Source organism: Thermomonospora echinospora, assembly GCF_900108175.1.
GTDB classification, from domain to species: Bacteria; Actinomycetota; Actinomycetes; order Streptosporangiales; family Streptosporangiaceae; genus Thermomonospora; species Thermomonospora echinospora.
In genome coordinates this window covers 57,091-77,513 of sequence record NZ_FNVO01000014.1, presented here as the reverse complement: position 1 = coordinate 77,513, position 20,423 = coordinate 57,091, and the positions used below count along the sequence as shown (strand labels likewise).

Sequence of the window (20,423 nt, the reverse complement as noted above, 5' to 3'; positions counted from 1 at the left end):
GGGTTCGGGGGCGTTCATGGAGACATGACGGGTTCGGGACCTTCATGGCGACATGACGGGTTCGGTGGCCGGCGGCTCACCCGGCGGGGGCCGCCTCCTGCTCGTCCAGCCAGCAGACGATGCCCTCCACCGCGTCGCGGCAGCTTCCGCAGCCCGTGCTCGCCCGGGTGCGCGCGGCCACCTCCTCGGCGGTGCGGGCGCCCTGCTCCCAGCAGGCGCGGATCTGCCCCTTGGAGACGTTGTTGCAGTGGCAGACCGTCGCCGCGTCGGGCATCCGCACCGGCGAGTCGCTGACCGCGGCGCCGTTCACGCCCGGGAACAGCAGGCTGAGGCGGTCCGACGGCAGCGGCGCCGCCCGGTCGTACAGCTGGGTGAGCATGCCCGCGGTGCCGGTCTCCCCCAGCAGGATCGCGCCGATCAGCCGGTCGTCCTTGATGACGACCTTCTTGTAGGTGCCGCGGGCGGGGTCGGCGAACTGCACCACCTCCACCTCCGGGTCCTCGTCGCCGTGCTGGGTCTCCCCCATCGCCGCCAGTTCCACGCTGGCGGCCTTGAGCCGGGTGATCTGCCGGGCGCCGGTGAAGCGGGCCGCCTCGTCGGTCCCGGCGAGCAGGTCGGCGAGGACGGCCGCCTGCTCCCAGGCCGGAGCCACCAGCCCGTACACCGTCCCGCCGTACTGGGAGCACTCGCCGATCGCCCGCACCGACGGGTCGGTGACCGAACGCAGCATCTCGTCCACCACGATCCCGCGGTCCACGGCCAGCCCCGCCTCGCGCGCCAGCGCCACGTCCGGGCGCACCCCGCAGGCCAGGATCACCAGGTCTCCCGGCAGGAACTCGCCGGTGGCCAGTTCGACCCCGGTGACCCGCGCCCCCGGCCCGCCGTCCGCACCGGAGCGGGCGGCCTGCCCCTGGGACGGGGTCCGCGCTCCGCCGACGTCGTCGCCCTGTGGGACCGGCTCGGTCCGCAGCGCGGAGACCTGGGCCTCCAGGCGGGTGTGGACGCCCAGGCGCGCGAGGGTCCGCGCCAGTACCCTCCCGGCACCGGGGTCGAGCTGACGTTCCATGAGGTGCCCGGCCAGGTGCACCACCGTCACCGCCAGGCCGCGCCCGGCCAGCCCGCGGGCCGCCTCGATGCCCAGCAGGCCGCCGCCGACCACCACGGCGCGCCCGGTGGTACCGGCGGCCTCCAGGATCCGGCGGCAGTCGTCCAGGGTGCGGAAGACCAGCGCCCCGGCGGGCAGTCCGTCCCCGGTGCCGGGGATCGGCGGCACGAACGCGGTGCTGCCGGTGGCGATCACCAGCGTCCCGTAGGGGGTGACGCCGCCGTCGCCGGAGTACACCAGCCGGGCCCGCCGGTCGATGCGGGTGACCTCGACGCCGAGCCGGGCGTCCACGTCGTGGGCGGCGTACCAGGCCGGGTCCACCAGCCCGATCTGGTCCGGCCGCGCCGCCCCCGCCAGCACGTTCGACAGCAGCACCCGGTTGTAGGGCTGCTGCGGCTCGGCGCCGAACACCGTCAGCGGCACGCGCGGGTCGCGCTCGCGCATCTCGGTGACGAACCGGGATCCGGCCATGCCGTTCCCGACGACGACGATTCCCTCGTTCCCCTGGCTCCCCGATGGCTGGGTCACTGATCGGCTCCGTTCGGCTCATGCGGCTCGACCCGCACGGCGCACACCTTGAACTCCGGCATCCGTGACGTCGGGTCGAGCGCGGGGTTGGTCAGCAGGTTGGCGCGGCCCTCCCCCGCCCAGTGGAAGGGGATGAACACGGTGTCGTGCCGGATCGACTCCACCAGCCGCGCCCGGACGACGACGGTGCCGCGCCTGCTGGTCACCCGCACGTCCATGCCGTCGGTCACGCCGAGCCGGTCGGCCAGATCGGGATGCATCTCGGCGAACGGCTCGGGCGAGGCCTCCACCAGCGGGCCGATCCGCCGGGTCTGCGCGCCGCTCTGGTAGTGCGCCAGCACCCGGCCCGTCGTCAGGTAGACGGGATAGTCCTCATCGATGCCCTCGGCGGCGCCGCGGCCGTGCTCGACCGGGATGAACCGGGCCCGCCCGTCCGGGGTGTGGAAGCGGTCTAGGAACGGGCGGGGGGTGCCGGGGTGGTCCTCGGCCGGGCACGGCCAGAACACCCCGCCCTCCTTCTCGATCCGCTGGTAGGTGATGCCGGAGTAGTCGGCGGGCCCGCCGGCGCTGGCGGCCCGCAGCTCGTCGAACACCTCGGCGGGCTCGGTGCTCCAGGTGCCCGGGGCGCCGAGCCGGCCGGCCAGCGCGGCGAGGATCTCCAGGTCGCTGCGGACCCCCGCCGGCGCCGGCACCGCCCGCCGGCGCCGCAGCACCCGGCCCTCCAGGTTGGTCAGCGTCCCGGACTCCTCGGCCCACTGCATGGTGGGCAGCACGACGTCGGCGCGGCGCGCGGTCTCCGACAGCACGAAGTCCGACACCACCAGCAGGTCCAGCGCGTTCAGCCGTTCCTCGATCCGGTCCGCGCGCGGCGCCGACACCACCGGGTTGGAGCCGAACAGCAGCAGCGCCCTTGGCCCGTCGTCGGTGCCGAGCGCGTCCAGCAGTTCGTAGGCCGAACGGCCGGGGCCGGGGATGATCTGTGGATCCACCCCCCACACGGCGGCGACGTGCGCGCGGGCCGCCGGGTCGTCGATCCGGCGGTAGCCGGGCAGCTGGTCGGCCTTCTGGCCGTGCTCGCGCCCGCCCTGCCCGTTGCCCTGTCCGGTCAGGCAGCCGTAGCCGCCGCCTTCCCGGCCGGGCAGCCCTAGGGCCAGCGCCAGGTTGATGAAGGCGGTCACGGTGTCGGTGCCGCGGGCGTGCTGCTCGGCGCCGCGCGCGGTCAGGATCAGCGACCGCACGCCCCGCCCCAGCAGCCGGACCGCCTCGCGCAGCTGCGGCACCGGCACCCCGGTGATGCGCTCGACCCGGTCCGGCCAGTAGGTGTTGACCGACCGGCGCACCGCCTCGAACCCGCCGGTGCGCTCGGCGATGAACGTCTCGTCGAGCAGGCCCTCCTCCACGGCCAGGTACAGCATGCCGTTGGCCAGCGCCAGGTCGGTACCCGGCGTCGTCTGCAGGTGCAGGTCGGCCTGCCGGGCGGTGGCGGTGCGGCGCGGATCGACGACGATCAGCGCGCCGCCGCGCTCGCGCATCTCGGTCACGTGCCGCATGAACGGCGGCATGGTCTCGGCCACGTTCCCGCCGACCAGCATGACCGCGTCGGCCCGAGCCACGTCGGTGATCGGCCCCGGCAACCCCCGGTCCAGCCCGAACGCCCGGTTCAGCGCGGCGGCGGCCGAGGACATGCAGAACCGGCCGTTGTAGTCGATCTGCGAGGTGCGCAGCGCGATCCGGGCGAACTTGCCGAGCTGGTAGGCCTTCTCGTTGGTGAGCCCGCCGCCGCCGAAGACACCGATCACGTCCCGGCCGTGCCGGGCCTGCAGCCGGCCGATCTCGGCGGCGATCCGGTCCAGCGCCTCGTCCCAGCCACACGGCTCCAGCGGCGCGCCCAGGTGCGCCCGCATCAGCGGCGTGGTCAGCCGGTCGGGGACGGTCAGCAGCTCGGCGGCCGTCCAGCCCTTCTGGCACAGCCCGCCGCGGTTGGCCGGGACATCCTCGCGGGGCGCCACCCGCACCGGGCCGCCGCCCACCGTCATGCCGCACTGCAGGGCGCAGTACGGGCAGTGGGTAGGCGTGTCGGCCGTCGCCGGCGCGCCGGCGGGACCGTCCGCCCTCAGATGTTCACTCACCGCCATGGCCCAGATCGTGTGCGGGGGGCGTTTCGCGGGTGGGTCCCGCCGGTGTCCCTGGTGTTAAAAGCGGCTCACGAGGCCGCGTTCACAGAGGTCAGAGCCCTGCTTTTGGCACGCTCCACCCCGGTGCGGCGCCGCGGCGGCACACCGGTCGCGGGTCCGCTGTTCTCATCGGCGTGAGAATTTCATTCGGCGCTCGGGAAAGCGGCCTCGAACGGATCGACGGCCCCGGCGGCCACTGCGGATCATTGCGGCCGACCCCTAGGAAGGGGGTCCCGGGCACGGCTTAGCCTCATCCCATGCCCGACGTTGCTTACTACGCCTCCCTCCCCCGCACCCGAGGCGCCGCCGCGGCTCTGCTCCTGGACGACCTGGGCCGGGTGCTGCTGGTCAAGCCCACCTACAAGGAGGGCTGGTTCCTGCCGGGCGGAGTGATCGAACACGGCGAGTCCCCGCTGGCCGCCTGCCTGCGCGAATGCCAGGAGGAGCTCGGCTTCACACCCCGGCTGGACGGGCTGGCCTGCGTGGACTGGGGCCCGCCGCAGGAGGGGATCGACGCGGTCAACGTGTTCGTGTTCGGCGGGAGCGTCACCGCCGAGGAGATCACCGGCATCCGGCTGCCCGCCGACGAGCTGTCGGACCACACGCTGGTCTCCCCCGAGAAGATCCCCGAGTTGGCCGCCCCGCACATCGCCCGCCGCATGGAGCCCAGCCTGCGCGGCATCGCCGAGGGCCGGGCGATCTACCTGGAGAACGGCCACGAGCCCAGCTTCGGCCCCGGTCTGCGCTCCGCACGGTAGTAAGGCGGCTCCGCCGGGTAGGTCGCCTGCGTACACCACAGGCGAAACAGGGGGAGAACGCCATGGCCGAGTGCGAGGTCTGCGGCAACGAGTACGAGATGTCCTTCGAAGTGCACGCGCAGGGAGCGGTGCACACGTTCGATTCGTTCGAATGTGCCGTCACCAAACTGGCGCCGATCTGCGAGCACTGCTCGTGCCGGATCCTCGGCCACGGCATGGAGGTGAACGGGCGCTTCTACTGCTGCGCGCACTGTGCCCGCACCGCCGAACCCGACAGCGCGGACTTGGTCGCCGACCACGTCTGACCCGTTCCGCACGGGAACGCCCCCAGACCTCGGCCCCTCAAGCTCGTCCGCTCCGTTCACGGCGACGCGGCGCCGGTGAGGTCACCGGCGCCGCGCCCACGCCCGGTCCCGCCGTCCCGCCACCGCGGCGGGGGTCGGGAGCCCCGGCGACGGAGACGGCCGCGGGAACCGGGCCCGCCTGTCAGACCCCCGCCTGCGCCAGGCTCGTCCTGGTGTCGCCGACCCGGACCTTGCGCAGGTAGACCGCCCAGGTGAGCAGCATGCACAGCCCGTAGAAGACCGTCAGGCCGACCAGGGCGGGGCCGATGCCCGAGGTCTCCTCCAGCGAGATCCGGAAGGACTGCTGGATGAGCACCCCGCCGAACGCGCCGACCGACGAGGTGATGCCGATCGCCGCCGCCGCGTTGCGCCGGGCCGTGGCCATGGCCCGTGCCACCGCCGCGGGGTCGGCGGTGTCCACCCGCTCCAGCGCCTTGGTCTTGAAGATCGCCGGGATCATCTTGTAGGTCGAGCCGTTGCCGATGCCGGTGGTCACGAACACCAGCAGGAACGCCGCCAGGAACAGCGGCCAGCTACCGGCCCGCACCGCCGCCGCCACCGCGCCGATGCCCGCCGCCATCAGCAGGAAGTCCACCGCGGTGACCCGCGCCCCGCCGAACCGGTCGGCCAGCCAACCGCCCAGCGGGCGGGCCAGCGAGCCGGCGAACGCGCCCAGCCAGATGAAGTCGGCCCCCTTGATGTCGGGGAACTGCGACTTGATCAGCACCCCGAAGGAGAACGAGTAGCCGATGAACGACCCGAACGTGCCGATGTAGAGCACCGACATCACGACCGTCTGCGGCTGCCGGCAGATCGCGCCCATCTCCCGCAGCGTGTAGGCGGAGGTCGCCTGGCGCAGGTTGTTCATGAAGAAGTAGGCGCACACGGCGGCCAGCAGGATGAACGGCATCCACACCCAGCCGACCGCCACCAGGCCGAACGCCACGATCAGCGGCGGCATCGCCAGTTGGGTGACGCTGGTGCCCAGGTTGCCACCCGCCGCGTTGAGCCCTAGCGGCAGGCCCTGCCTGTCGGCCGGGTAGAAGTGGGTGATGTTGGCCATCGAGGAGGCGAAGTTGCCGCCGCCCAGGCCGGTGGTCGCCGCGATCACCAGCAGCGCCCAATAGGGGATGTCGGGGTTCTCGATCGCGTAGACGAACAGCCCGCACGGGACCACCAGCAGCAGGGCGCTGACGATCGTCCAGTTGCGCCCGCCGAACCGGGCCGGGGCGAAGGTGTAGGGGATGCGCATCGCCGCGCCGACCAGGTTGGGCAGCGTGGTCAGCCACAGCACCTGGCCCACCGACAGTTGCATGCCGACGGAGTTCAGGTTGAGCACCGCGATGCTCCACAGCAGCCAGACGCAGAACCCGAGGTGCTCGGTGAGGATGGAGAAGACCAGGTTGCGCGCGGCGACCCGGCGTCCGGTCCGTGCCCAGAAGCCCTCGTCGTCCGGCTCCCAGTGGTCGATCCAGCGGCCGCCCTTCGTCTCGGGGGTGGCCGCGGCGGCCGCCCGGCCCCTGCCAGGGTCGGTCAGAACCGTCATTGCTCTGCCTCCAGGTGTCTGAGTGGACACCTGGAAGTTAGGAACGCCGCGTTACGGCCGGCCGCGGCCGGTGTGCCCGTGGTGATACATCCTGCGCACAGCCGAAACATTCGCCTGTGAAAGGCGGGCGGGGGCCGTCACCGCGCGCGGGTGATCCGCCGCTTGCCCAGTTCCCGGTCGGCGGCGGGCCACCGCGGCGAGCGGCCCGACGAGCCCAGCACCGACCGCCACGGGTCGGCGCCGGTCAGCGGCAGGTGGGGCACCCCCCAGTGCCAGGCCGCCACCAGCACCTCCGGATCGCGGGGCCGGTGGTCCAGGCCGAGGGCGCGGGCCAGGTCCCAGGCGTGCAGGTGCCATTCCACGCAGGTCGCGCCGACGTGATCGCCGACGGTGTACTTGGTGCCCCGGTAGATCAGATGGGTGCGGTCCCAGGCGTCCGGCACCAGGTCGGCGTACGCGCCCGCCGACACGGTGAACGTCATGATCCGTTCCGGCCCGGACTCGGCGGGCAGCACCGCCAGCTCGGCGGCGTTCTGCCGGGCCTGCTGGCGGATCAGCACCGCCGACGGCGCGTTCTGCGCGAACAGCTTGGCCAGCCGGCTGTCGGGCGCGTCCTGCAGGTACTCCAGCTGGTTCTCGGCCACGCAGCGCAGGTGCCCGGCCAGGTCCAGGGCCGTCCACTCGGCGCAGGGGGTGGGCACGGACCAGTCCTCGACCCGGGCGGCCAGCCCCTGGATCGCCCGCACCCCGTCCTGGTAGGACTCCAGCAGGCGATGCCGGTCAGGCGGCGTGCACTCCAATGGACCTCCCCGTCCCCCGATCGTCCACGGACGTGTCACAGCATCGTCCTGCACCCGGCCTCCCGGCGCACCCCCGGGCGGGTAGATCCTCAACGGCCTCCGGCCCGGGCGCCGTCCGGTCGCGTCGGGGTCCGGGCATCGCGCCGCCGCCGGCCGGACGGCCCGCCCGGGCCGTCACGACCCGCGCGTCACGACTCGTTCCAGGCCCGTCTCGGCACGGCCCGGCCGGGCCGGCCGTCCCGGCCGGGCCGGCCGTCCCGGCCGGGTCGGCCAAGTTGACCAAGTGGCCAAGTCGGCCGGGCCGGTCAGGCCGCCACGCCGGGGCCGACCCGGTGGCCGAGCCGGTGCGCCTCGCGGGCGGTGCGCAGCCGGTCCACCTCATCGGTCCAGGGCCGCACCGCCGGACGGGCCTTGGCCTTGCGGCGGGCGATCTCGGCGTCCCGCCGGGCCCTGCCGCTGTCCTTGGCGTCCTCGGGCGCGTACGTCTTGGGCCCCATCGCCACCCGCTCGGCGGCCTCGGCGGCCAGCAGTGCCTCGGTCAGCGCCTTGTCCAGCGCGATCGCCAGGTCGCGCAGCCCCTGGCCAGGGTGCGCGGCCTCGGCGGCCCGCGCCCGCCGGTACGCCTCCTCCGCCTCGGCGGCCGCGTCCAGCCTGGCACGGTAGGTGCCGGCCAGTTCCTGATCGGCGGCGTACCGCTCCATGACGTCCTTGGACACCCGGCGGCCCAGCGGCATGGCGGTTCCTTCCTCTCGCTGTGACGATCCCGCAGGACAGGGTACGCGGATCGCTGCGTGGGGGGAGGACTGGACACCCGATTCGGCGGCCGATGCCCGGGAACCGCACCGCCCACCGCCTTTACGTAGTAAGGTCAAGGCATGGTCAGACAGCCCAGCGTGGCGGCCCAGAACCGGGAACCGCTCAGCCGCGACCGGATCATCGAGGCGGCACTGCACATCGTCGACGGCCAGGGCCTCGGCCGGCTCACCATGCGCCGGCTCGGTGACGCCCTGGAGGTCGAGGCGATGGCGATCTACCACCATCTACCGCGCGGCAAGGAGGAACTGCTGGACGGCCTCGTCGCCCACGTCGCGGTGCATCCCGCCCCGACCCGGGCCGCCGGGGACTGGCAGGCCGTGCTGCGCCGCTGGGCCGGCGACTATCGGGCCCGGCTGCTCACGCACGCCGGGGTGCTGCCACTGGTGGTCACCCGGCGCAACCCGGCTGCGCTCGGCGGCACCGCCGCCTCCCTGCGGGAGGTCCTGCGGCAGGCCGGGCTGACCGAACAGGCCGCCGCCGACGGCGCGCACGCCCTACTCGGCTACGTGATCGGCCACGCTGCCCTGGAGGTGCGGGGCTCGGCCGCCGCCGAGGAGGCCGTGGACTGGGACACCCGCTTCACCGCCGGAGTGGACCTGGTCATCAACGGCCTGTCCCGGCGCTAGCGCAGGTCACCCGCCGGTGTCGGGCGGCCACCGGAGCATGTGACCGTGCATGCGGGTCAGGGTCGGCCAGCGCATGGTCACCCCGTCTTCCAGGCGCAGGCGCATGAAGAAGTTGAAGGCGACGACGGCTGCGATCACCATGCCGAACAGCAAGGCCAGTCTCAGCCCTTCGCCGTCAGTGACGCCGGCCGACAGCCCACACAGCACCGCGACCGCCGCCCCCGCCACCACCAGCATCCGCAAGACCTGCTGCCGTCGCCTCGCCCGCTCCAGGGAGGACACCCGCACGGTCATCTTCCGGTCACATGTCGCGCACCCCACCTGCCGGTCCTGTCGTCCCTGCTCCGGCCGCTCGACCGGGAGGGGATGAACCAGCCACTCGCGCTTGGTGACGAAGGCGCCGGGGGTCGTGGACACCAGATGTCCGTATCCGATCCCGGGATGGGGGCCCAACGGTCGTCTGCTCATGCCCACTCCTTGGAGACGGGTGGCCCAAACGCTAGCGGCGCCGATCATGTACGCGCTCCCCCGCGCATGGCCGGATCCGGCCGCAGGGCCGGGACACCGGCGAGGACGACCGCCACCAGATCCGCATCGCGCACCCTCTCCCCATTTGTCCACTTAATCTATCTGGACAGTAGAGTTAACCCCGTGCGAGCATGACCGCGTGGCTCAGGGATGCGATCTCGTGGCGCGCCGCCATATAGACCTGCTGCGCGTGTGCAGCGCCCGCTGTCGGTAGCGGCCGCACACGGCCCATCCATTCTCCGGCCCCACCCGGCACGCGAACGAGCACGTCCGGCGGCTTCGCGTGCCCTCGTCTCCCACCGGCCTTCGGGCGGTGCCCCTGTGACCTGCGAAGGAGCGAGCATGCCCGCATTGAGATCCCGACACCCGGTCCGGTCCGTTCCCGGGGCGGGCCGCCTTCGGGACGTCCGAAGAACCCCCGCCGCACTGGCCTCCACCGCGACGTTGATGGCGCTGTCCGTGGCGGTCGCTCCGGCGGCGACCGCCGGGGAGAGCGTCGACGCGGCCCTGGAGTGGTACGACACCACGGCCGCGACGATCGCAGCCGCGGGAGCGCCGACCCAGTCCACCAACAGCCGCACCTGGGCGATCAGCTGGCTGGCGGCCGCCCGCGCTCTGCGTGCCGCGCCCGCGGGGGTGAACCGGCGCGACTACCAGGACGCGGCGCTGGCCGGTGCGGTACACACATCTCTGGTCGCCCTGGTTCCCGCCCGCGCCCAGGAGCTGGACGCCGCCCTGCGTCGCACCCTGGAACGGATTCCCGACGGCCCAGCCGAGGAACGAGGTGTCGCGGACGGCCAACGTCGGGCCCGCACGGTGCTGGCGTCCCGCGAGGGCGACGGGCTCGACCCGGCCTCGGTCAACTCCCCATACCCGACGCCCCAGCCCGGCCCCGGCATCTGGCAGCCCACACCGCCCACCTACAGTCCGGCCGTCCAGGCGGGCAACCGGGCGGCGCGGCCCTTCCTGCTGGAGAGGGCCGACCAGTTCCGGCCCGGCCCGCCGCCCGCCCTCGGCTCCGGTCGTTACCGGGCCGACCTTGCCGAGGTACGCGCCTACGGCTCCACCGACAGCACGGCGCGGACACCGCGGCAGACGGAGACGGCCACCTTCTGGCTGGGCTCCTCGCTGACCCTCTACACCGGACCGCTCCGCGTCGCGCTGGCGCGGTCGCACCGGCCGGCGGCGGAGCGGGCGACGCTCGTGGCGCTGTTCCATGTCGCGCTGGTGGACACCCAGATCGCCACCTCCGACACCAAGTACGCCTATCTGCGCTGGCGGCCCGTCACCGCGATCCGGTCGGCCGACATCGACGGTGACCCCGCCACGTCCCCCGACCCGGACTGGACACCGCTGCACACCACGCCCGCACATCCGGACTACCCGAGCGGCCACAACACCTACTCGGGTGCGGCCGAGCAGATACTGACCGCCCTCGTCGGTCCCCGCACCGCACCGTTCTCCCTCACCAGCCCCACCGCACCCGGGGTCACCCGCACCTACACCGACTGGCGCACACTGACCCAGGAAAACGTCGATGCAAGGGTCTGGTCGGGGATCCACACCCGATCCGCGGACACGGTCGGCGTCGACCTCGGCCGCCAGGTCGCCCGGCACACGCTTCGCCACGCCGACCGGCTGTTCCGGTAGCACCGCGGACGACACCCACCGCACCCGAACGCGCCGTTCGTGTGCCCCCGCTCCTCGGTGGGGGCGCACGAACAGCAGCTCGCCCGCCGCGACATGGCCGCCGCACTAAAGCGTGCACAGATTGCTACTCATTAAGTACGTACGGCCAGGGGACGTCCCGTTCCCCTGCGGGCAGGAACACGCTGGTGCCTTCCGTATTGAACACAAAATCCCTGATACGACAAGGAGTCCGGCGATGACCACCACGTCCCAGCAGCGCACGCACGGCAACCATCCGCACGTCCACGGTGAGGCCTGCGGCCATGTGGCGTTCCCGCATGACGGCCATGTCGACTATCTCCACGACGGCCACATCCACCACGTGCACGACGGCCATGTGTACGAGTGCGCCGAGACGGGCCATGTGATCCATGAGCAGCACAAGCACCAGCACGGGCACGGCTGCGGCCACGTCGCCGTCCCGCACGACGACCATGTCGACTATCTCCATGACGGGCATCGCCACGCGCTCCACGATGGGCACTGGGACGACCACTGACCGTTCCTGCGGCGGGAGCACGCCGGGAGGGATGCCGTTGCCACATCCTCACCCGCATGCGGCGGCTCACCCCACCTCGGCGGCGACGGAGTGGTGGACGAACTCGCCGCCGGCGGCGCCGTGCTCCGGCCGGCCGTGCACCAGGTGGACGACCTGCTCGCCGAGCCCACCATCAAGAATCTGTACATCGGCGACCACCCGACGTACTGGATGACGCCGGGCGTCCCGCACGACGCCTACCTCGGCGAGTTCCTGATGCGCACCAAGGCCGTGATCCGCGACTGACCCGGGATTCCGGGCGGCCGCCGGGGCCGTCTCGCCGTCGGTCGTGCCGCCGGGACGGACCTGGCGGAACGCGGTGACGGCGAGGGCCGCCGGGCCAGGGAACGCCGATCGTCCCTACTGCCCGTCCTGGGGCAGGTTGGCCTTGGCGTCGTCGTAGGAGGCCTCGCCGACGGCGTCGGCAGGCCGGTAGATCAGGTGCAGCACACCCGTCTTGAAGGTCTCCGACGAGACCAGCGTCAGCGGGATGGGGGGCTCCCCCTCCTCGAACAGCCGCTCGCCCTTGCGGACGGCGATCGGGTGCACCAGCAGGCGCAGCTCGTCCAGCAGCCCCGCGGCCAGCAACTGGCGAACGATCGAGACCGAGCCGCTCATGGCGATGTGGGTGTCGCCCGGCTCGTTCTTCAGCGCGGTCACGGCCTCGATCAGGTCGCCGCGCAGTTGCTCGGAGTTCCGCCAGGTGAACTCCAGGGACCGGCGCGACACGACGATCTTCCGCGCGTCGCCCAGCGCCTTGCCCATGCCGGCGTCCTCGCCGCCGGCGGCCTCCCGCTCCGGCCACGCCCCGGCGAAGCTGTCATAGGTCCGGCGCCCCAGCAGCAGGGTGTCGGCGGTGGCCAACTGCTCGGTCACAGCGACGCCCATCTCGTCGTTGAAGTACGGGAAGTGCCACGCCGCCGGGTCCTCGATGACCCCGTCGAGCGAGATGAACAGGCCTGCGACGATCTTCCTCATGGTGGCTCCTCGATCCAGGTGCGGGTCCGTCCGGCCCCGTCGTCTTCGGATGTCTGTAGCCTGGCCGAGTCCCCTTACGGAATGTTTACGGCCTTCCTTCGGGATTCCCCTCATACCGGAGAGGTGTCACGGCGGCCTTGCCACGGACGCGCTCCGCGGGTCTCCGCTCCTGGAGGATGCGGCCGTCAGGGCCGTGGACGGGCCGCGTGCACGGCGGTGGAGACGCCGGGAGCCTCACCCGGAAGCCGGCGGCGGGGCTCCCGTGCGGCCGGAGGGCGCGCCGACCGACTGCCGGCCGCTTTCGATCTCGTGGATGCGCCGTTCGACGAAGGCGAAGGCCTCGTCATGTCCGGCGGACATGCCGAGCGCCTTCTCCATCACCACCACGCGGGAGAGGCTGGTCAGGAAGATCGCCACAGCGGCCGGCGGGCAGTCGTCGGCGGAGATGCCGGCGCGTTCCAGCACACCGGTCAGGGCCTGGATCTCCTGGGCGCGGAACCGTTCGGCGTAGCGGGCGATCTCGTCGCGGACCGACTTGCGATGGTTGGCCAGGGCGGCGAACTCCATCGTCAGCCCGGTGGCCTCCGGCTGGGTGGCGAACTCCCACAGCGCCCGCAGTGGCCGGTCACCGGCCAGTGCCCGGGCCTGTTCGCGCAGCCCCTCCTCGGCGCGGCGGCGGAAGACCTCGAGGAAGAGTTCGTCCATCGTGCGGAAGTAGTAGTGGACGAGCTGGGGTTTCAGGCCGGCCTGCCGGGCGACGCGGCGGGAGCTCACCGCCGCGTAGCCCTCTTCGAGCATGAGCCGCTCGGCCGCGTCCAGGAGGACGGCCCGGTTCTTGGCGTCCGGCGCACCGATCCGACGGCGCGTTGCCATGCCGCTCGCCTCCCAACACCGTAGGACGTTCTGTCCCCCGCCGCTCATCGTAGCCGGGCGATGACCTTCGGAAACGCCGCGAACGGGCGGTGCGGCGGGCGGCGGCCCCGCCCCATCGACCTCTGGTGTGACCTTGACCACAGGATTCCACCATGCTAAGCATGTGCCCAGCAATGCTGGGCAAATGCTCAGCATCGGTCGGCGAGGCCATGGCCACCGTCCCTGGGCCGACGCCGCGCCGATCGCCAGGGCGGGCCGTGCCCATGCTCTGAGGAGGACAGCAGTGAGCGGCTTCGACGCAGTGGACCCCTCCTCCGGAGAGGAGGCCCGGACATGACCTTCTCCGTCTCACCCCTCGGCGACCGGCTGTTCACCCGCCGCGCGTACGGCGGCCTGGTCTCCCTCGGCGACCTGTTCGCCATCGGCCTGGAGGCGCTGCGCCGCACCTGGGACGTGCGGACCTGGTTCTGGGAGTTCGTCGACCAGTGCGCGTTCCTGGCCCGCGTCACCACCCTGCCGGTCATCATGGTCGCGCTTCCCCTCGGCGCCACCGTCGCGCTCCAGATCGGCGACCTGGCAGGTCAGCTGGGCGCCCAGTCGGCCACCGGCGGCGCCGTGATCGTCGGCCTCGTCCGCGAGGTCGCCCCGATGGCGGCGGCGCTGATCATCGCCGGGGCCGGGGGCTCGGCGATGACCTCCGACATGGGCGCCCGGCGGATCCGGGACGAACTGGCCGCGATGGAGGTGATGGCCGTCAACCCGGTGCACCGGCTGGTCACCCCCCGCATGTGGGCGGCGAGCCTGGTGTCCACCATGCTCGCCTCCCTGGTCATCGTGTCCGGGGCGGTCGGCGGGTTCGTGTTCAACGTGCTGCTGCAGGGTGTGACCCCGGGCGCCTACTTCGACGGCGCGCTCGGCCTGCTGCGGGTCTCGGACCTGGTGGTGACCCTGCTCAAGGCCTGGCTGTTCGGGATGATCTCCGCGCTGGTGGCCTGCCACGCCGGCATGAACTGCGCGCAGAGCCCGATCGGGGTGGGCCGCGCGGTCAACCGGTCCACGGTGGTGGCGTTCATGCTCGTCTTCGCCTTCAACTACGTGATCACGACCATCTACTTCCTCGCCTTCCCGCCGGAGGTCTGATGGACATCAGCGTCCCGCACGCCGCGTCGGCGCGGCTGGCCCGGATCTCCTCGGCGGCCGCCGCCCGCACCGCCGACCTGGCCGAGTGGCCGGTGTTCCTCTGCCGGGTCCTGTTCCACTCGGTGCGCGACATCGTCCTGCGGCTGCGCTACGCCAAGGTGGTCGCCCTGCAGGTCAGCGACATCGTCATCGGCGTCGGCGCGACCGTCGTCGGCGGCGGCATGATCTTCGTCATCTTCATCATGTCGCTGTTCCTAGGCACCGAGGTCGGCCTGCAGGCCTACACCGGGCTGGAGGTCATCGGCGCCGAGTCGTTCATGGGCCTGATCGGCGCGTTCATCAACGTCCGGGAGACGACGCCGATCATCGCCGCGATCGCCCTGGCCGCCCAGTGCGGCTCGTCCTTCACCGCCGAACTCGGCGCGATGCGCATCAGCGAGGAGATCGACGCCCTGGAGGTCATGGGCATCAACTCCTTCGTCTACCTGGTGTGCACCCGGGTGGTCGCGGCGCTGATCGCGCTGGTGCCGCTCTACCTGATCGCGCTGTTCGCCAGCTTCTTCGCCACCCGGTTCATCTCCACCTCGTTCTTCAACCTGGCGCCGGGCGTCTACGACTACTACTTCTACCTGTACCTGCCTCCCCGGGACCTGTTCTACAGCGCCGTGAAGGTCGGGGTGTTCGCCTTCGCCGTCATCACCGTCCACTGCTACTACGGCTACTACGCCACGGGCGGGCCGGCGGGGGTGGGCCAGGCCGCCGGGCGGGCGATCCGGCTGTCCATCGTCACGATCGTCACCCTGAACCTGCTGCTGTCCTACCTGTTCTGGGGACAGGGCGGAACGGTGAGGTTGGCCGGATGAACCAGGCCCTGTCCCCCGGCCGCCGGGTCGCGGTCGTTCTGCTCACCGCGCTGGTGCTCGCCGCGGCCGGCCACCTGCTGATCGCCAGGCCGTTCGCCGCGGACGGGACGCGGCTGACCGCCGACTTCGCCGGCGCGGGCCAGAGCCTGACCACGGCCTCCCCGGTCAAGCTGCGCGGCGTCACCGTCGGCCGGATCAGCCGGATCGAACTCGCCCCGGACGGCGGCGCCCGGCTGACGTTGCGCATCGACCACGGCGTCCGGATTCCCGACACCGTGACGGCGTCCTTGGAGCCCGAGTCGGTGTTCGGGCCCAAGTTCCTCAACCTGCTGCCCGGCCCGCACGAGGCCACCGGCCCCTTCCTCGCCGACGGCGCCCACATCGCACGCACCTCCGAAAGCCTCGATCTGACCTCGATGCTCGGCGACGCCGAGGCGGTGCTGGCCGCGATCGATCCGCAGGACGTCGCGGTGATCGTGGACGCGCTCGGACAGGGGCTGGGGTCCTCCGGCCCGAACCTGGCCGGTCTGGTCCGCCAGACCGGGACCCTCGTGGACGTCGCCCACCGGCAGCGGGGACGGGCGCGGACGATGCTGTCGGACCTGGCGCGGCTCGCCCGGCTGCGCGGTGTGGGCGCCGACCTGAGCACCACCGCCGCCTCGTCCGTCGCCCTGCTCGACACTCTCACCGCCGGGCCGCGGGGGCGCGGGCTGCGGACCGCGCAGGGCGTCTCGGAGATCACGTCCCTGCTCGCGCGCGGTCTGAGCGGGTACGAGGGCGACCTGCGGGCGACCTTCCACTCCATGGAAGGCGCGGCCACCTTCCTCCACGCGCAACTACCCCTGGCCGGGCCGGGCGTTCGCCGCGTCGTCGAGCTGATGCCCGTCTACCAGGCCATGGCCTGGGTGCCGGGTCCGCAGAACAAGCGGCTGCTCGCGATCAACGTCCTGCTGCCGACCAGCCCGTGCCAGTTGCTGGTCGGCGTCTGTCCCCCCGCTTCCGGAGGCCGTTGAATGGCCAGATCGCAGTTCCAGAACGCCCGCTCCTCGGCCGTCCAGGTGGTGGCGTTCCTGGCCCTGACGGGAACGCTCACGTTCTTCATCGCCGCCCAGATCGCGCGGCTCGGGTTCGGGGACACCTACCGGCTCGTCGCGGTGTTCTCCGACGTCAGCGGGCTCCGCAAGGGCGACAAGGTGAAGATCGCCGGGGCTCCGGTCGGCCAGGTCGGCCAGATCCGCGTCCGCGCCGGCCGGGCCGAGGTCGAGCTGAGGGTCGGCACCGGGCACCGGGTGCCGCGCGACAGCGAGGCGGCCATCCGCTGGCGCGACGCCATCAGCCAGCGGGTCGTCTACCTGATTCCCGGCACCGACCCGGCGATGCTGCACGACGGCGACCGGGTGGCCCGCACCCGCGCGGTCGTCGACATCGGCGACCTGATCAACCGGCTCGAACCGCTGGCCCGGGGCCTGGAACCGGCCCAGGTCAACACCATCCTCACCGCCGTCTACACCGCCCTGGACGGCACCGAGGCCGACGCGTCGCGGCTGCTGGCCGACATCGACGACCTGTCGTCCACCATCGCCGGACGCCGGCAGACCTTCAAGACGATGCTGGACAACTTCTCCACCGTCACCGGCGTCCTCGCCCGCCGCGACGCGCAGATCGCCGCCGCCACCGACGACCTGGCGACCCTGACCATGGCCTTCAACGACAACAGCGCCCTCGTCGACGAGGCGATCGACGAACTGGCCGCCACCCTGCGCACCACCGACCTCGTCGCCGGTGACAACGCCGACGAGCTGAACGCGATGCTCGACCGGCTGACCGTGGTGCTGGGCGGCACCCGCCGCAACCTGTCGACAGTGCAGGACATCGTGACCACCATCGGACCGAAGTTCCAGGACATGTTCCACATGTTCGACAGGGGTGAGTTCGTCACCGGAGCCCTCGTATGCATGAACACCGGGCCCGGCCCCTGCCCCTATCCCATGAGACTGACCAAGGTGCCCGAACAGCGCACCCTCACCGACCTCGTCGTCGGGGGCGGCTGATGGCGCTGAAGTCCTTCCGCGACCGCAACCCCGCGGTGGTCGGGGTCGCCTCGCTGGCGGCCATCGCCCTGGCCCTGGTCACGGTGTTCCTCACCGGCAGCCTGGGCCTGCTCGAGAAGCGGTACACCGTGACCGGCGTGTTCGCCGGGACGGGCGGGCTGCACTCCGGCAACGAGGTCAGAGTCGCCGGAGTCAAGGTCGGCGAGGTCACCGCGGTCGAACCCGACTTCACCCGCGGCATCGTCCTGATCACCTGGAAGGTCGACCACGGCGTCGACCTGGGCCCCCAGACCCGTGCGGAGATCACCACCGCCAACATCCTCGGCGGCCGCTACCTGCGGCTCGGCGGCCCCGTCGCCCGCCCCTACCTGGCCGACCTTCCCGAGGAACGGCGCCGGATCCCGCAGCAGCGCACCCGCCTGCCCGTCACCGCCAACGACGTCGTGAACTCCGGCGCCACCACGCTCAGGCAACTGGACGCCAAGCTGGTCGGGGACGTCATCGACAAGCTCGGCGGGATCTCCCCGCAGACCCGGCAGCGCCTCACCCGGGCGCTGCACGACCTGGCGCGGCTGGCCGACGCCGTCCAGGAGTCCGGCCCGCAGCTGCGCGAGCTCGTCTCCAACAGCAACCGGCTGCTGTCCCTGGTCCGTACCAAGGACGCCCAGCTGGTCCGGCTCGCCCGCTCCATCCAGGCCCTCCTCGACCGGCTGCGCGACCGCCAGGCCGAGCTGTCGGTCCTGCTGGGCAGCGGCAGCAGCGCGGTCACCCGGATCTCCCATCTCATCGACACCCAGCAGCAGGGCCTGATCGACCTGATGGACGACCTGAGCGCCACCGTCACCCGGCTCACCCCGCGGCTGGACGACATGAACACCATGCTGACCTGGATGGGCCCGGCCCTGAGCGGCTTCGCCAGCAGCAACTCCTACGGCCCCTGGGTCGACGCGGTCGGCACCCAGATCGGCCCGCTGGCGCCAGAGGACCTGGCCAGGCTCGCCGAGCAGCTCGGAGGGGGACGATGAGGCCCCGGCGCGTCATCACGGCCGCCGTGCTCGCCGTCGGCCTGGCGCTGTCCGCCACAGGATGCTCCGTCCTCGGCGCCTCCGGGGGCTACCGGATCGTCGTGTACTTCGCCAAGTCGCCGTCGCTGTACGAGAAGTCCCGGGTGAAGGTCATGGGAGCCGACGTCGGCGACGTGGAGGACGTCCGGGTCGAAAACCACCGAGTCCGGGTGGAACTGCTGATCGACGAGCACGTGCCCGTCCCGGCCGACGTGCGCGCCACCATCGCCGCGGAGAGCGCGATCGGCGAACGCAGCGTCATCCTGTACCCGCCGTGGAAACCGGGGATGGCACGGGCCGCCCCCGACACGGTCGTACCGGTCGAGCGCACCGAGCCCCCCGTCGAGATCGACGAGGTGCTGGGCTCCTTCACCACCCTGGCCGAGTCCCTGGATCCGGCCAGGGTGCGCGGGCTCGTCCGCACCGGGGCGCGGCTGCTGGACGGCCGCGGCGAGAGCCTCAACGACGCGCTGACGACCACCGCCGACCTCGCCGACGGCCTCGCCGCCCAGGACAGGGAGATCGTCGCGGCGGCGACCGGGCTGCGCGACCTGGCGACCTCGCTGAACCGGCACGACGCCGGCCTGCGCCGGCTCATCGACGCGTTCAGCACGACCAGCGCACAACTGGCCGACGAGCGGACCCGGCTGAAGAACCTGCTCGTCGGGCTGGAGACGCTCATCCGCAAGGGTCAGGTGGTCATCACCGCCTACCGCGAGACGCTGCCCCGCACGGTCTCCCAGGCCTCGTCGCTGGTGATGACCCTCAAGGCCAACAGCGCCTCGATGGCGCAGGCGATGGTCGGCCTGGCCCGTTTCGGCGACCTGGTGACGAACTCCTACGACCCCGAAACCCACACGATCACCGCTCGGGTCCAGCTGAACGCGACCCTGCGGATCTGGCTCCAGCCGCTCTTCGACCAGATGGGCTGGGGCCGGGTGCCCTGCCTGGACCAGCCGGTCCCCGGCTGCCCGACGACCATCGAGCGGAAGGCACGACGGTGAGAGGCGTTCTGGCTGTGCTGCTCGCCCTCGTCTCGACGGCGGGCTGCTCCCTGCAGACCCTGGGCGCCCCCAAGGGCGGCATGACCCTGTACGCGGTCTTCGACGACGTGCAGAACCTCGTCGTGGGGCACGGCGTCCAGATGTACGACGTCCGGGTCGGCTCGGTGACCGGCATCCGGCTCCGGGGCTATCGCGTGCGGGTGACGCTCTCCCTGGTCGACGGCACGCGGGTCCCGGCCGGAACCGGCGCGACCATCGCCAGGACGAGCCTGCTCGGCGAGAACTACGTCCGGCTGACCCCGCCCCCCGGCTCCGCGCCGCGCACCGCCCCCCTGCTGGCCGCCGGCTCGGAGATCACCCGGACGGGCGTCCAGCCCGACCTGGAGCGGATCACCGAGCGGGTCGGGCCGGTGCTCGCCGCGCTCGGCGGGGAGAACCTGAACGAGATCATCGACGGGCTCGCCTCCGGCCTCGGCGGGACGGGTCCGCGACTGCACCGGATCATCGAACGGGCCGCGGAGATCTCCGCCGGCTACGCCGCCGCCGGCGAGGACCTGCGCGAGGTGCTCGACGGGATGGGGCGGCTGAGCGAGGACCTGGCCGCGGACTCGGCGGCCCTGGACCGGCTGCCCGGCTCCCTGCTGGAGATGACCGAACGGGTCGACAAGGACCGCGCCGAGCTGAAGCAGGCGCTGACCGGGCTGACCGAACTCGCCGAGTCGGCCGGCTCCGTGATCGGGGAACGGCACGGCGCCCGGCTCCGGAAGCTGCTGCTGCGGCTCGACGCCGTGCTCGGCGCGATGATCCGCGGCAAGGAGGATCTCAAGGCCGCCACCGGCGCCGTCCTCAACAAGCTCCTGAAGACCCCCCGCATCACCCACGAGGGACAGGCGCTGGCCTACGCGTGGATCGGCGGTTTCCTGCCCGGCCGGACCACCCCCCGTCGCGACTTCGGGCAGCAGCTCGAACGGTTGCTGGCACCGAAGTAGGAGGCCGTG

General features: G+C 72.3%; 21 protein-coding genes. 13 read left to right on the top strand and 8 right to left on the bottom strand.

Annotated features, from left to right (window positions below; translation table 11 throughout):
* Positions 1-76: 76 nt before the first annotated feature.
* A complete protein-coding gene (locus C4U03_RS26910; protein ID WP_235018167.1) occupies positions 77-1,633 on the bottom strand; it encodes an FAD-dependent oxidoreductase in 1,557 nt (518 codons plus the stop codon).
* Entirely contained in the window at positions 1,630-3,768 is a 2,139-nt protein-coding gene (locus tag C4U03_RS26905; RefSeq protein ID WP_103941394.1) for a molybdopterin oxidoreductase family protein, read from the bottom strand. Before C4U03_RS26905 ends, C4U03_RS26910 begins: the two co-directional genes overlap by 4 nt.
* A gap of 296 nt (positions 3,769-4,064) precedes the next feature.
* Here C4U03_RS26905 and C4U03_RS26900 point away from each other — a divergent pair, with 296 nt between their 5' ends.
* Positions 4,065-4,565, top strand: a complete 501-nt coding sequence (locus tag C4U03_RS26900) for an NUDIX domain-containing protein (protein WP_103941392.1) — start codon at positions 4,065-4,067, stop codon at positions 4,563-4,565.
* Between the two features lie 62 nt (positions 4,566-4,627).
* A complete protein-coding gene (locus C4U03_RS26895) occupies positions 4,628-4,870 on the top strand; it encodes a hypothetical protein (RefSeq protein WP_103941390.1) in 243 nt (80 codons plus the stop codon).
* 181 nt (positions 4,871-5,051) lie between these two features.
* Here C4U03_RS26895 and C4U03_RS26890 read toward each other — a convergent pair whose 3' ends face one another.
* From C4U03_RS26890 to C4U03_RS26880, 3 genes are all read right to left on the bottom strand, one after another.
* Positions 5,052-6,455: an MFS transporter gene (locus tag C4U03_RS26890; RefSeq protein ID WP_103941388.1), complete on the bottom strand. Its 1,404-nt coding sequence runs from the start codon at positions 6,453-6,455 to the stop codon at positions 5,052-5,054.
* 137 nt (positions 6,456-6,592) lie between these two features.
* A complete protein-coding gene (locus tag C4U03_RS26885) occupies positions 6,593-7,255 on the bottom strand; it encodes a maleylpyruvate isomerase N-terminal domain-containing protein (RefSeq protein ID WP_103941386.1) in 663 nt (220 codons plus the stop codon).
* Positions 7,256-7,560: 305 nt separating this feature from the next.
* On the bottom strand, positions 7,561-7,989 hold the full coding sequence (locus C4U03_RS26880; RefSeq protein ID WP_103941384.1) for a plectin: 429 nt from the start codon (positions 7,987-7,989) through the stop codon (positions 7,561-7,563).
* Between the two features lie 141 nt (positions 7,990-8,130).
* Here C4U03_RS26880 and C4U03_RS26875 point away from each other — a divergent pair, with 141 nt between their 5' ends.
* The gene (locus tag C4U03_RS26875) at positions 8,131-8,697 is read left to right on the top strand and encodes a TetR/AcrR family transcriptional regulator C-terminal domain-containing protein (protein WP_103941382.1); all 567 of its coding nucleotides are present in this window, start codon (positions 8,131-8,133) and stop codon (positions 8,695-8,697) included.
* Between the two features lie 6 nt (positions 8,698-8,703).
* On the opposite strand, the gene C4U03_RS26870 is transcribed toward C4U03_RS26875, so the two are convergent.
* Positions 8,704-9,165 carry a hypothetical protein gene (locus tag C4U03_RS26870; RefSeq protein WP_146087542.1) on the bottom strand — a complete coding sequence of 154 codons (462 nt, stop codon included), beginning with the start codon at positions 9,163-9,165 and terminating at the stop codon, positions 8,704-8,706.
* 507 nt (positions 9,166-9,672) lie between these two features.
* Between C4U03_RS26870 and C4U03_RS26865 the strand changes: the two genes are divergently transcribed.
* The 3 genes from C4U03_RS26865 (at position 9,673) to C4U03_RS26855 (ending at position 11,698) form a co-directional block, all read left to right on the top strand.
* A complete protein-coding gene (locus C4U03_RS26865; protein ID WP_235018165.1) occupies positions 9,673-10,875 on the top strand; it encodes a vanadium-dependent haloperoxidase in 1,203 nt (400 codons plus the stop codon).
* A 235-nt stretch (positions 10,876-11,110) separates the two neighbouring features.
* A complete protein-coding gene (locus C4U03_RS26860; RefSeq protein WP_103941376.1) occupies positions 11,111-11,413 on the top strand; it encodes a hypothetical protein in 303 nt (100 codons plus the stop codon).
* A gap of 93 nt (positions 11,414-11,506) precedes the next feature.
* The gene (locus tag C4U03_RS26855) at positions 11,507-11,698 is read left to right on the top strand and encodes a hypothetical protein (RefSeq protein WP_200827497.1); all 192 of its coding nucleotides are present in this window, start codon (positions 11,507-11,509) and stop codon (positions 11,696-11,698) included.
* Positions 11,699-11,812: 114 nt separating this feature from the next.
* Here the strand turns inward: C4U03_RS26855 and C4U03_RS26850 are convergent, their stop codons facing one another.
* Both C4U03_RS26850 and C4U03_RS26845 read right to left on the bottom strand, forming a co-directional pair.
* Positions 11,813-12,430 carry a dihydrofolate reductase family protein gene (locus C4U03_RS26850; protein ID WP_103941374.1) on the bottom strand — a complete coding sequence of 206 codons (618 nt, stop codon included), beginning with the start codon at positions 12,428-12,430 and terminating at the stop codon, positions 11,813-11,815.
* A gap of 234 nt (positions 12,431-12,664) precedes the next feature.
* Positions 12,665-13,303 carry a TetR/AcrR family transcriptional regulator gene (locus tag C4U03_RS26845; RefSeq protein ID WP_103941372.1) on the bottom strand — a complete coding sequence of 213 codons (639 nt, stop codon included), beginning with the start codon at positions 13,301-13,303 and terminating at the stop codon, positions 12,665-12,667.
* Between the two features lie 333 nt (positions 13,304-13,636).
* Here C4U03_RS26845 and C4U03_RS26840 point away from each other — a divergent pair, with 333 nt between their 5' ends.
* Genes C4U03_RS26840 through C4U03_RS26810 form a run of 7 tightly spaced genes read left to right on the top strand, consistent with a single transcriptional unit; the run spans position 13,637 to position 20,414 of the window.
* Entirely contained in the window at positions 13,637-14,443 is an 807-nt protein-coding gene (locus C4U03_RS26840) for an MlaE family ABC transporter permease (protein WP_103941370.1), read from the top strand.
* Positions 14,443-15,306, top strand: coding sequence for an ABC transporter permease (locus tag C4U03_RS26835; RefSeq protein WP_103941368.1), 864 nt, complete (start codon positions 14,443-14,445; stop codon positions 15,304-15,306). Before C4U03_RS26840 ends, C4U03_RS26835 begins: the two co-directional genes overlap by 1 nt.
* Positions 15,303-16,319 carry an MlaD family protein gene (locus tag C4U03_RS26830; protein ID WP_103941366.1) on the top strand — a complete coding sequence of 339 codons (1,017 nt, stop codon included), beginning with the start codon at positions 15,303-15,305 and terminating at the stop codon, positions 16,317-16,319. The genes C4U03_RS26835 and C4U03_RS26830 overlap by 4 nt, the downstream gene beginning before the upstream one ends.
* Positions 16,320-17,357 (top strand): MCE family protein, encoded by a 1,038-nt coding sequence (locus C4U03_RS26825; protein WP_103941364.1) that lies wholly within the window; start codon positions 16,320-16,322, stop codon positions 17,355-17,357.
* A complete protein-coding gene (locus C4U03_RS26820; protein ID WP_160147115.1) occupies positions 17,357-18,382 on the top strand; it encodes an MCE family protein in 1,026 nt (341 codons plus the stop codon). Before C4U03_RS26825 ends, C4U03_RS26820 begins: the two co-directional genes overlap by 1 nt.
* Positions 18,379-19,425 (top strand): MCE family protein, encoded by a 1,047-nt coding sequence (locus C4U03_RS26815; RefSeq protein ID WP_103941360.1) that lies wholly within the window; start codon positions 18,379-18,381, stop codon positions 19,423-19,425. The genes C4U03_RS26820 and C4U03_RS26815 overlap by 4 nt, the downstream gene beginning before the upstream one ends.
* Positions 19,422-20,414, top strand: coding sequence for an MCE family protein (locus tag C4U03_RS26810; RefSeq protein ID WP_103941358.1), 993 nt, complete (start codon positions 19,422-19,424; stop codon positions 20,412-20,414). Before C4U03_RS26815 ends, C4U03_RS26810 begins: the two co-directional genes overlap by 4 nt.
* Positions 20,415-20,423 lie beyond the last annotated feature (9 nt).

What these genes read in the sequence shown, in the direction of transcription:
- C4U03_RS26905 (WP_103941394.1), bottom strand. Translation starts at nt 3,768, where the DNA reads ATGGCGGTGAGTGAACATCTGAGGGCGGACGGTCCCGCCGGCGCGCCG.
- C4U03_RS26900 (WP_103941392.1), top strand. Translation starts at nt 4,065, where the DNA reads ATGCCCGACGTTGCTTACTACGCCTCCCTCCCCCGCACCCGAGGCGCC.
- C4U03_RS26895 (WP_103941390.1), top strand. Translation starts at nt 4,628, where the DNA reads ATGGCCGAGTGCGAGGTCTGCGGCAACGAGTACGAGATGTCCTTCGAA.
- C4U03_RS26890 (WP_103941388.1), bottom strand. Translation starts at nt 6,455, where the DNA reads ATGACGGTTCTGACCGACCCTGGCAGGGGCCGGGCGGCCGCCGCGGCC.
- C4U03_RS26880 (WP_103941384.1), bottom strand. Translation starts at nt 7,989, where the DNA reads ATGCCGCTGGGCCGCCGGGTGTCCAAGGACGTCATGGAGCGGTACGCC.
- C4U03_RS26875 (WP_103941382.1), top strand. Translation starts at nt 8,131, where the DNA reads ATGGTCAGACAGCCCAGCGTGGCGGCCCAGAACCGGGAACCGCTCAGC.
- C4U03_RS26870 (WP_146087542.1), bottom strand. Translation starts at nt 9,165, where the DNA reads ATGAGCAGACGACCGTTGGGCCCCCATCCCGGGATCGGATACGGACAT.
- C4U03_RS26865 (WP_235018165.1), top strand. Translation starts at nt 9,673, where the DNA reads ATGGCGCTGTCCGTGGCGGTCGCTCCGGCGGCGACCGCCGGGGAGAGC.
- C4U03_RS26860 (WP_103941376.1), top strand. Translation starts at nt 11,111, where the DNA reads ATGACCACCACGTCCCAGCAGCGCACGCACGGCAACCATCCGCACGTC.
- C4U03_RS26850 (WP_103941374.1), bottom strand. Translation starts at nt 12,430, where the DNA reads ATGAGGAAGATCGTCGCAGGCCTGTTCATCTCGCTCGACGGGGTCATC.
- C4U03_RS26845 (WP_103941372.1), bottom strand. Translation starts at nt 13,303, where the DNA reads ATGGCAACGCGCCGTCGGATCGGTGCGCCGGACGCCAAGAACCGGGCC.
- C4U03_RS26840 (WP_103941370.1), top strand. Translation starts at nt 13,637, where the DNA reads ATGACCTTCTCCGTCTCACCCCTCGGCGACCGGCTGTTCACCCGCCGC.
- C4U03_RS26835 (WP_103941368.1), top strand. Translation starts at nt 14,443, where the DNA reads ATGGACATCAGCGTCCCGCACGCCGCGTCGGCGCGGCTGGCCCGGATC.
- C4U03_RS26830 (WP_103941366.1), top strand. Translation starts at nt 15,303, where the DNA reads ATGAACCAGGCCCTGTCCCCCGGCCGCCGGGTCGCGGTCGTTCTGCTC.
- C4U03_RS26825 (WP_103941364.1), top strand. Translation starts at nt 16,320, where the DNA reads ATGGCCAGATCGCAGTTCCAGAACGCCCGCTCCTCGGCCGTCCAGGTG.
- C4U03_RS26820 (WP_160147115.1), top strand. Translation starts at nt 17,357, where the DNA reads ATGGCGCTGAAGTCCTTCCGCGACCGCAACCCCGCGGTGGTCGGGGTC.
- C4U03_RS26815 (WP_103941360.1), top strand. Translation starts at nt 18,379, where the DNA reads ATGAGGCCCCGGCGCGTCATCACGGCCGCCGTGCTCGCCGTCGGCCTG.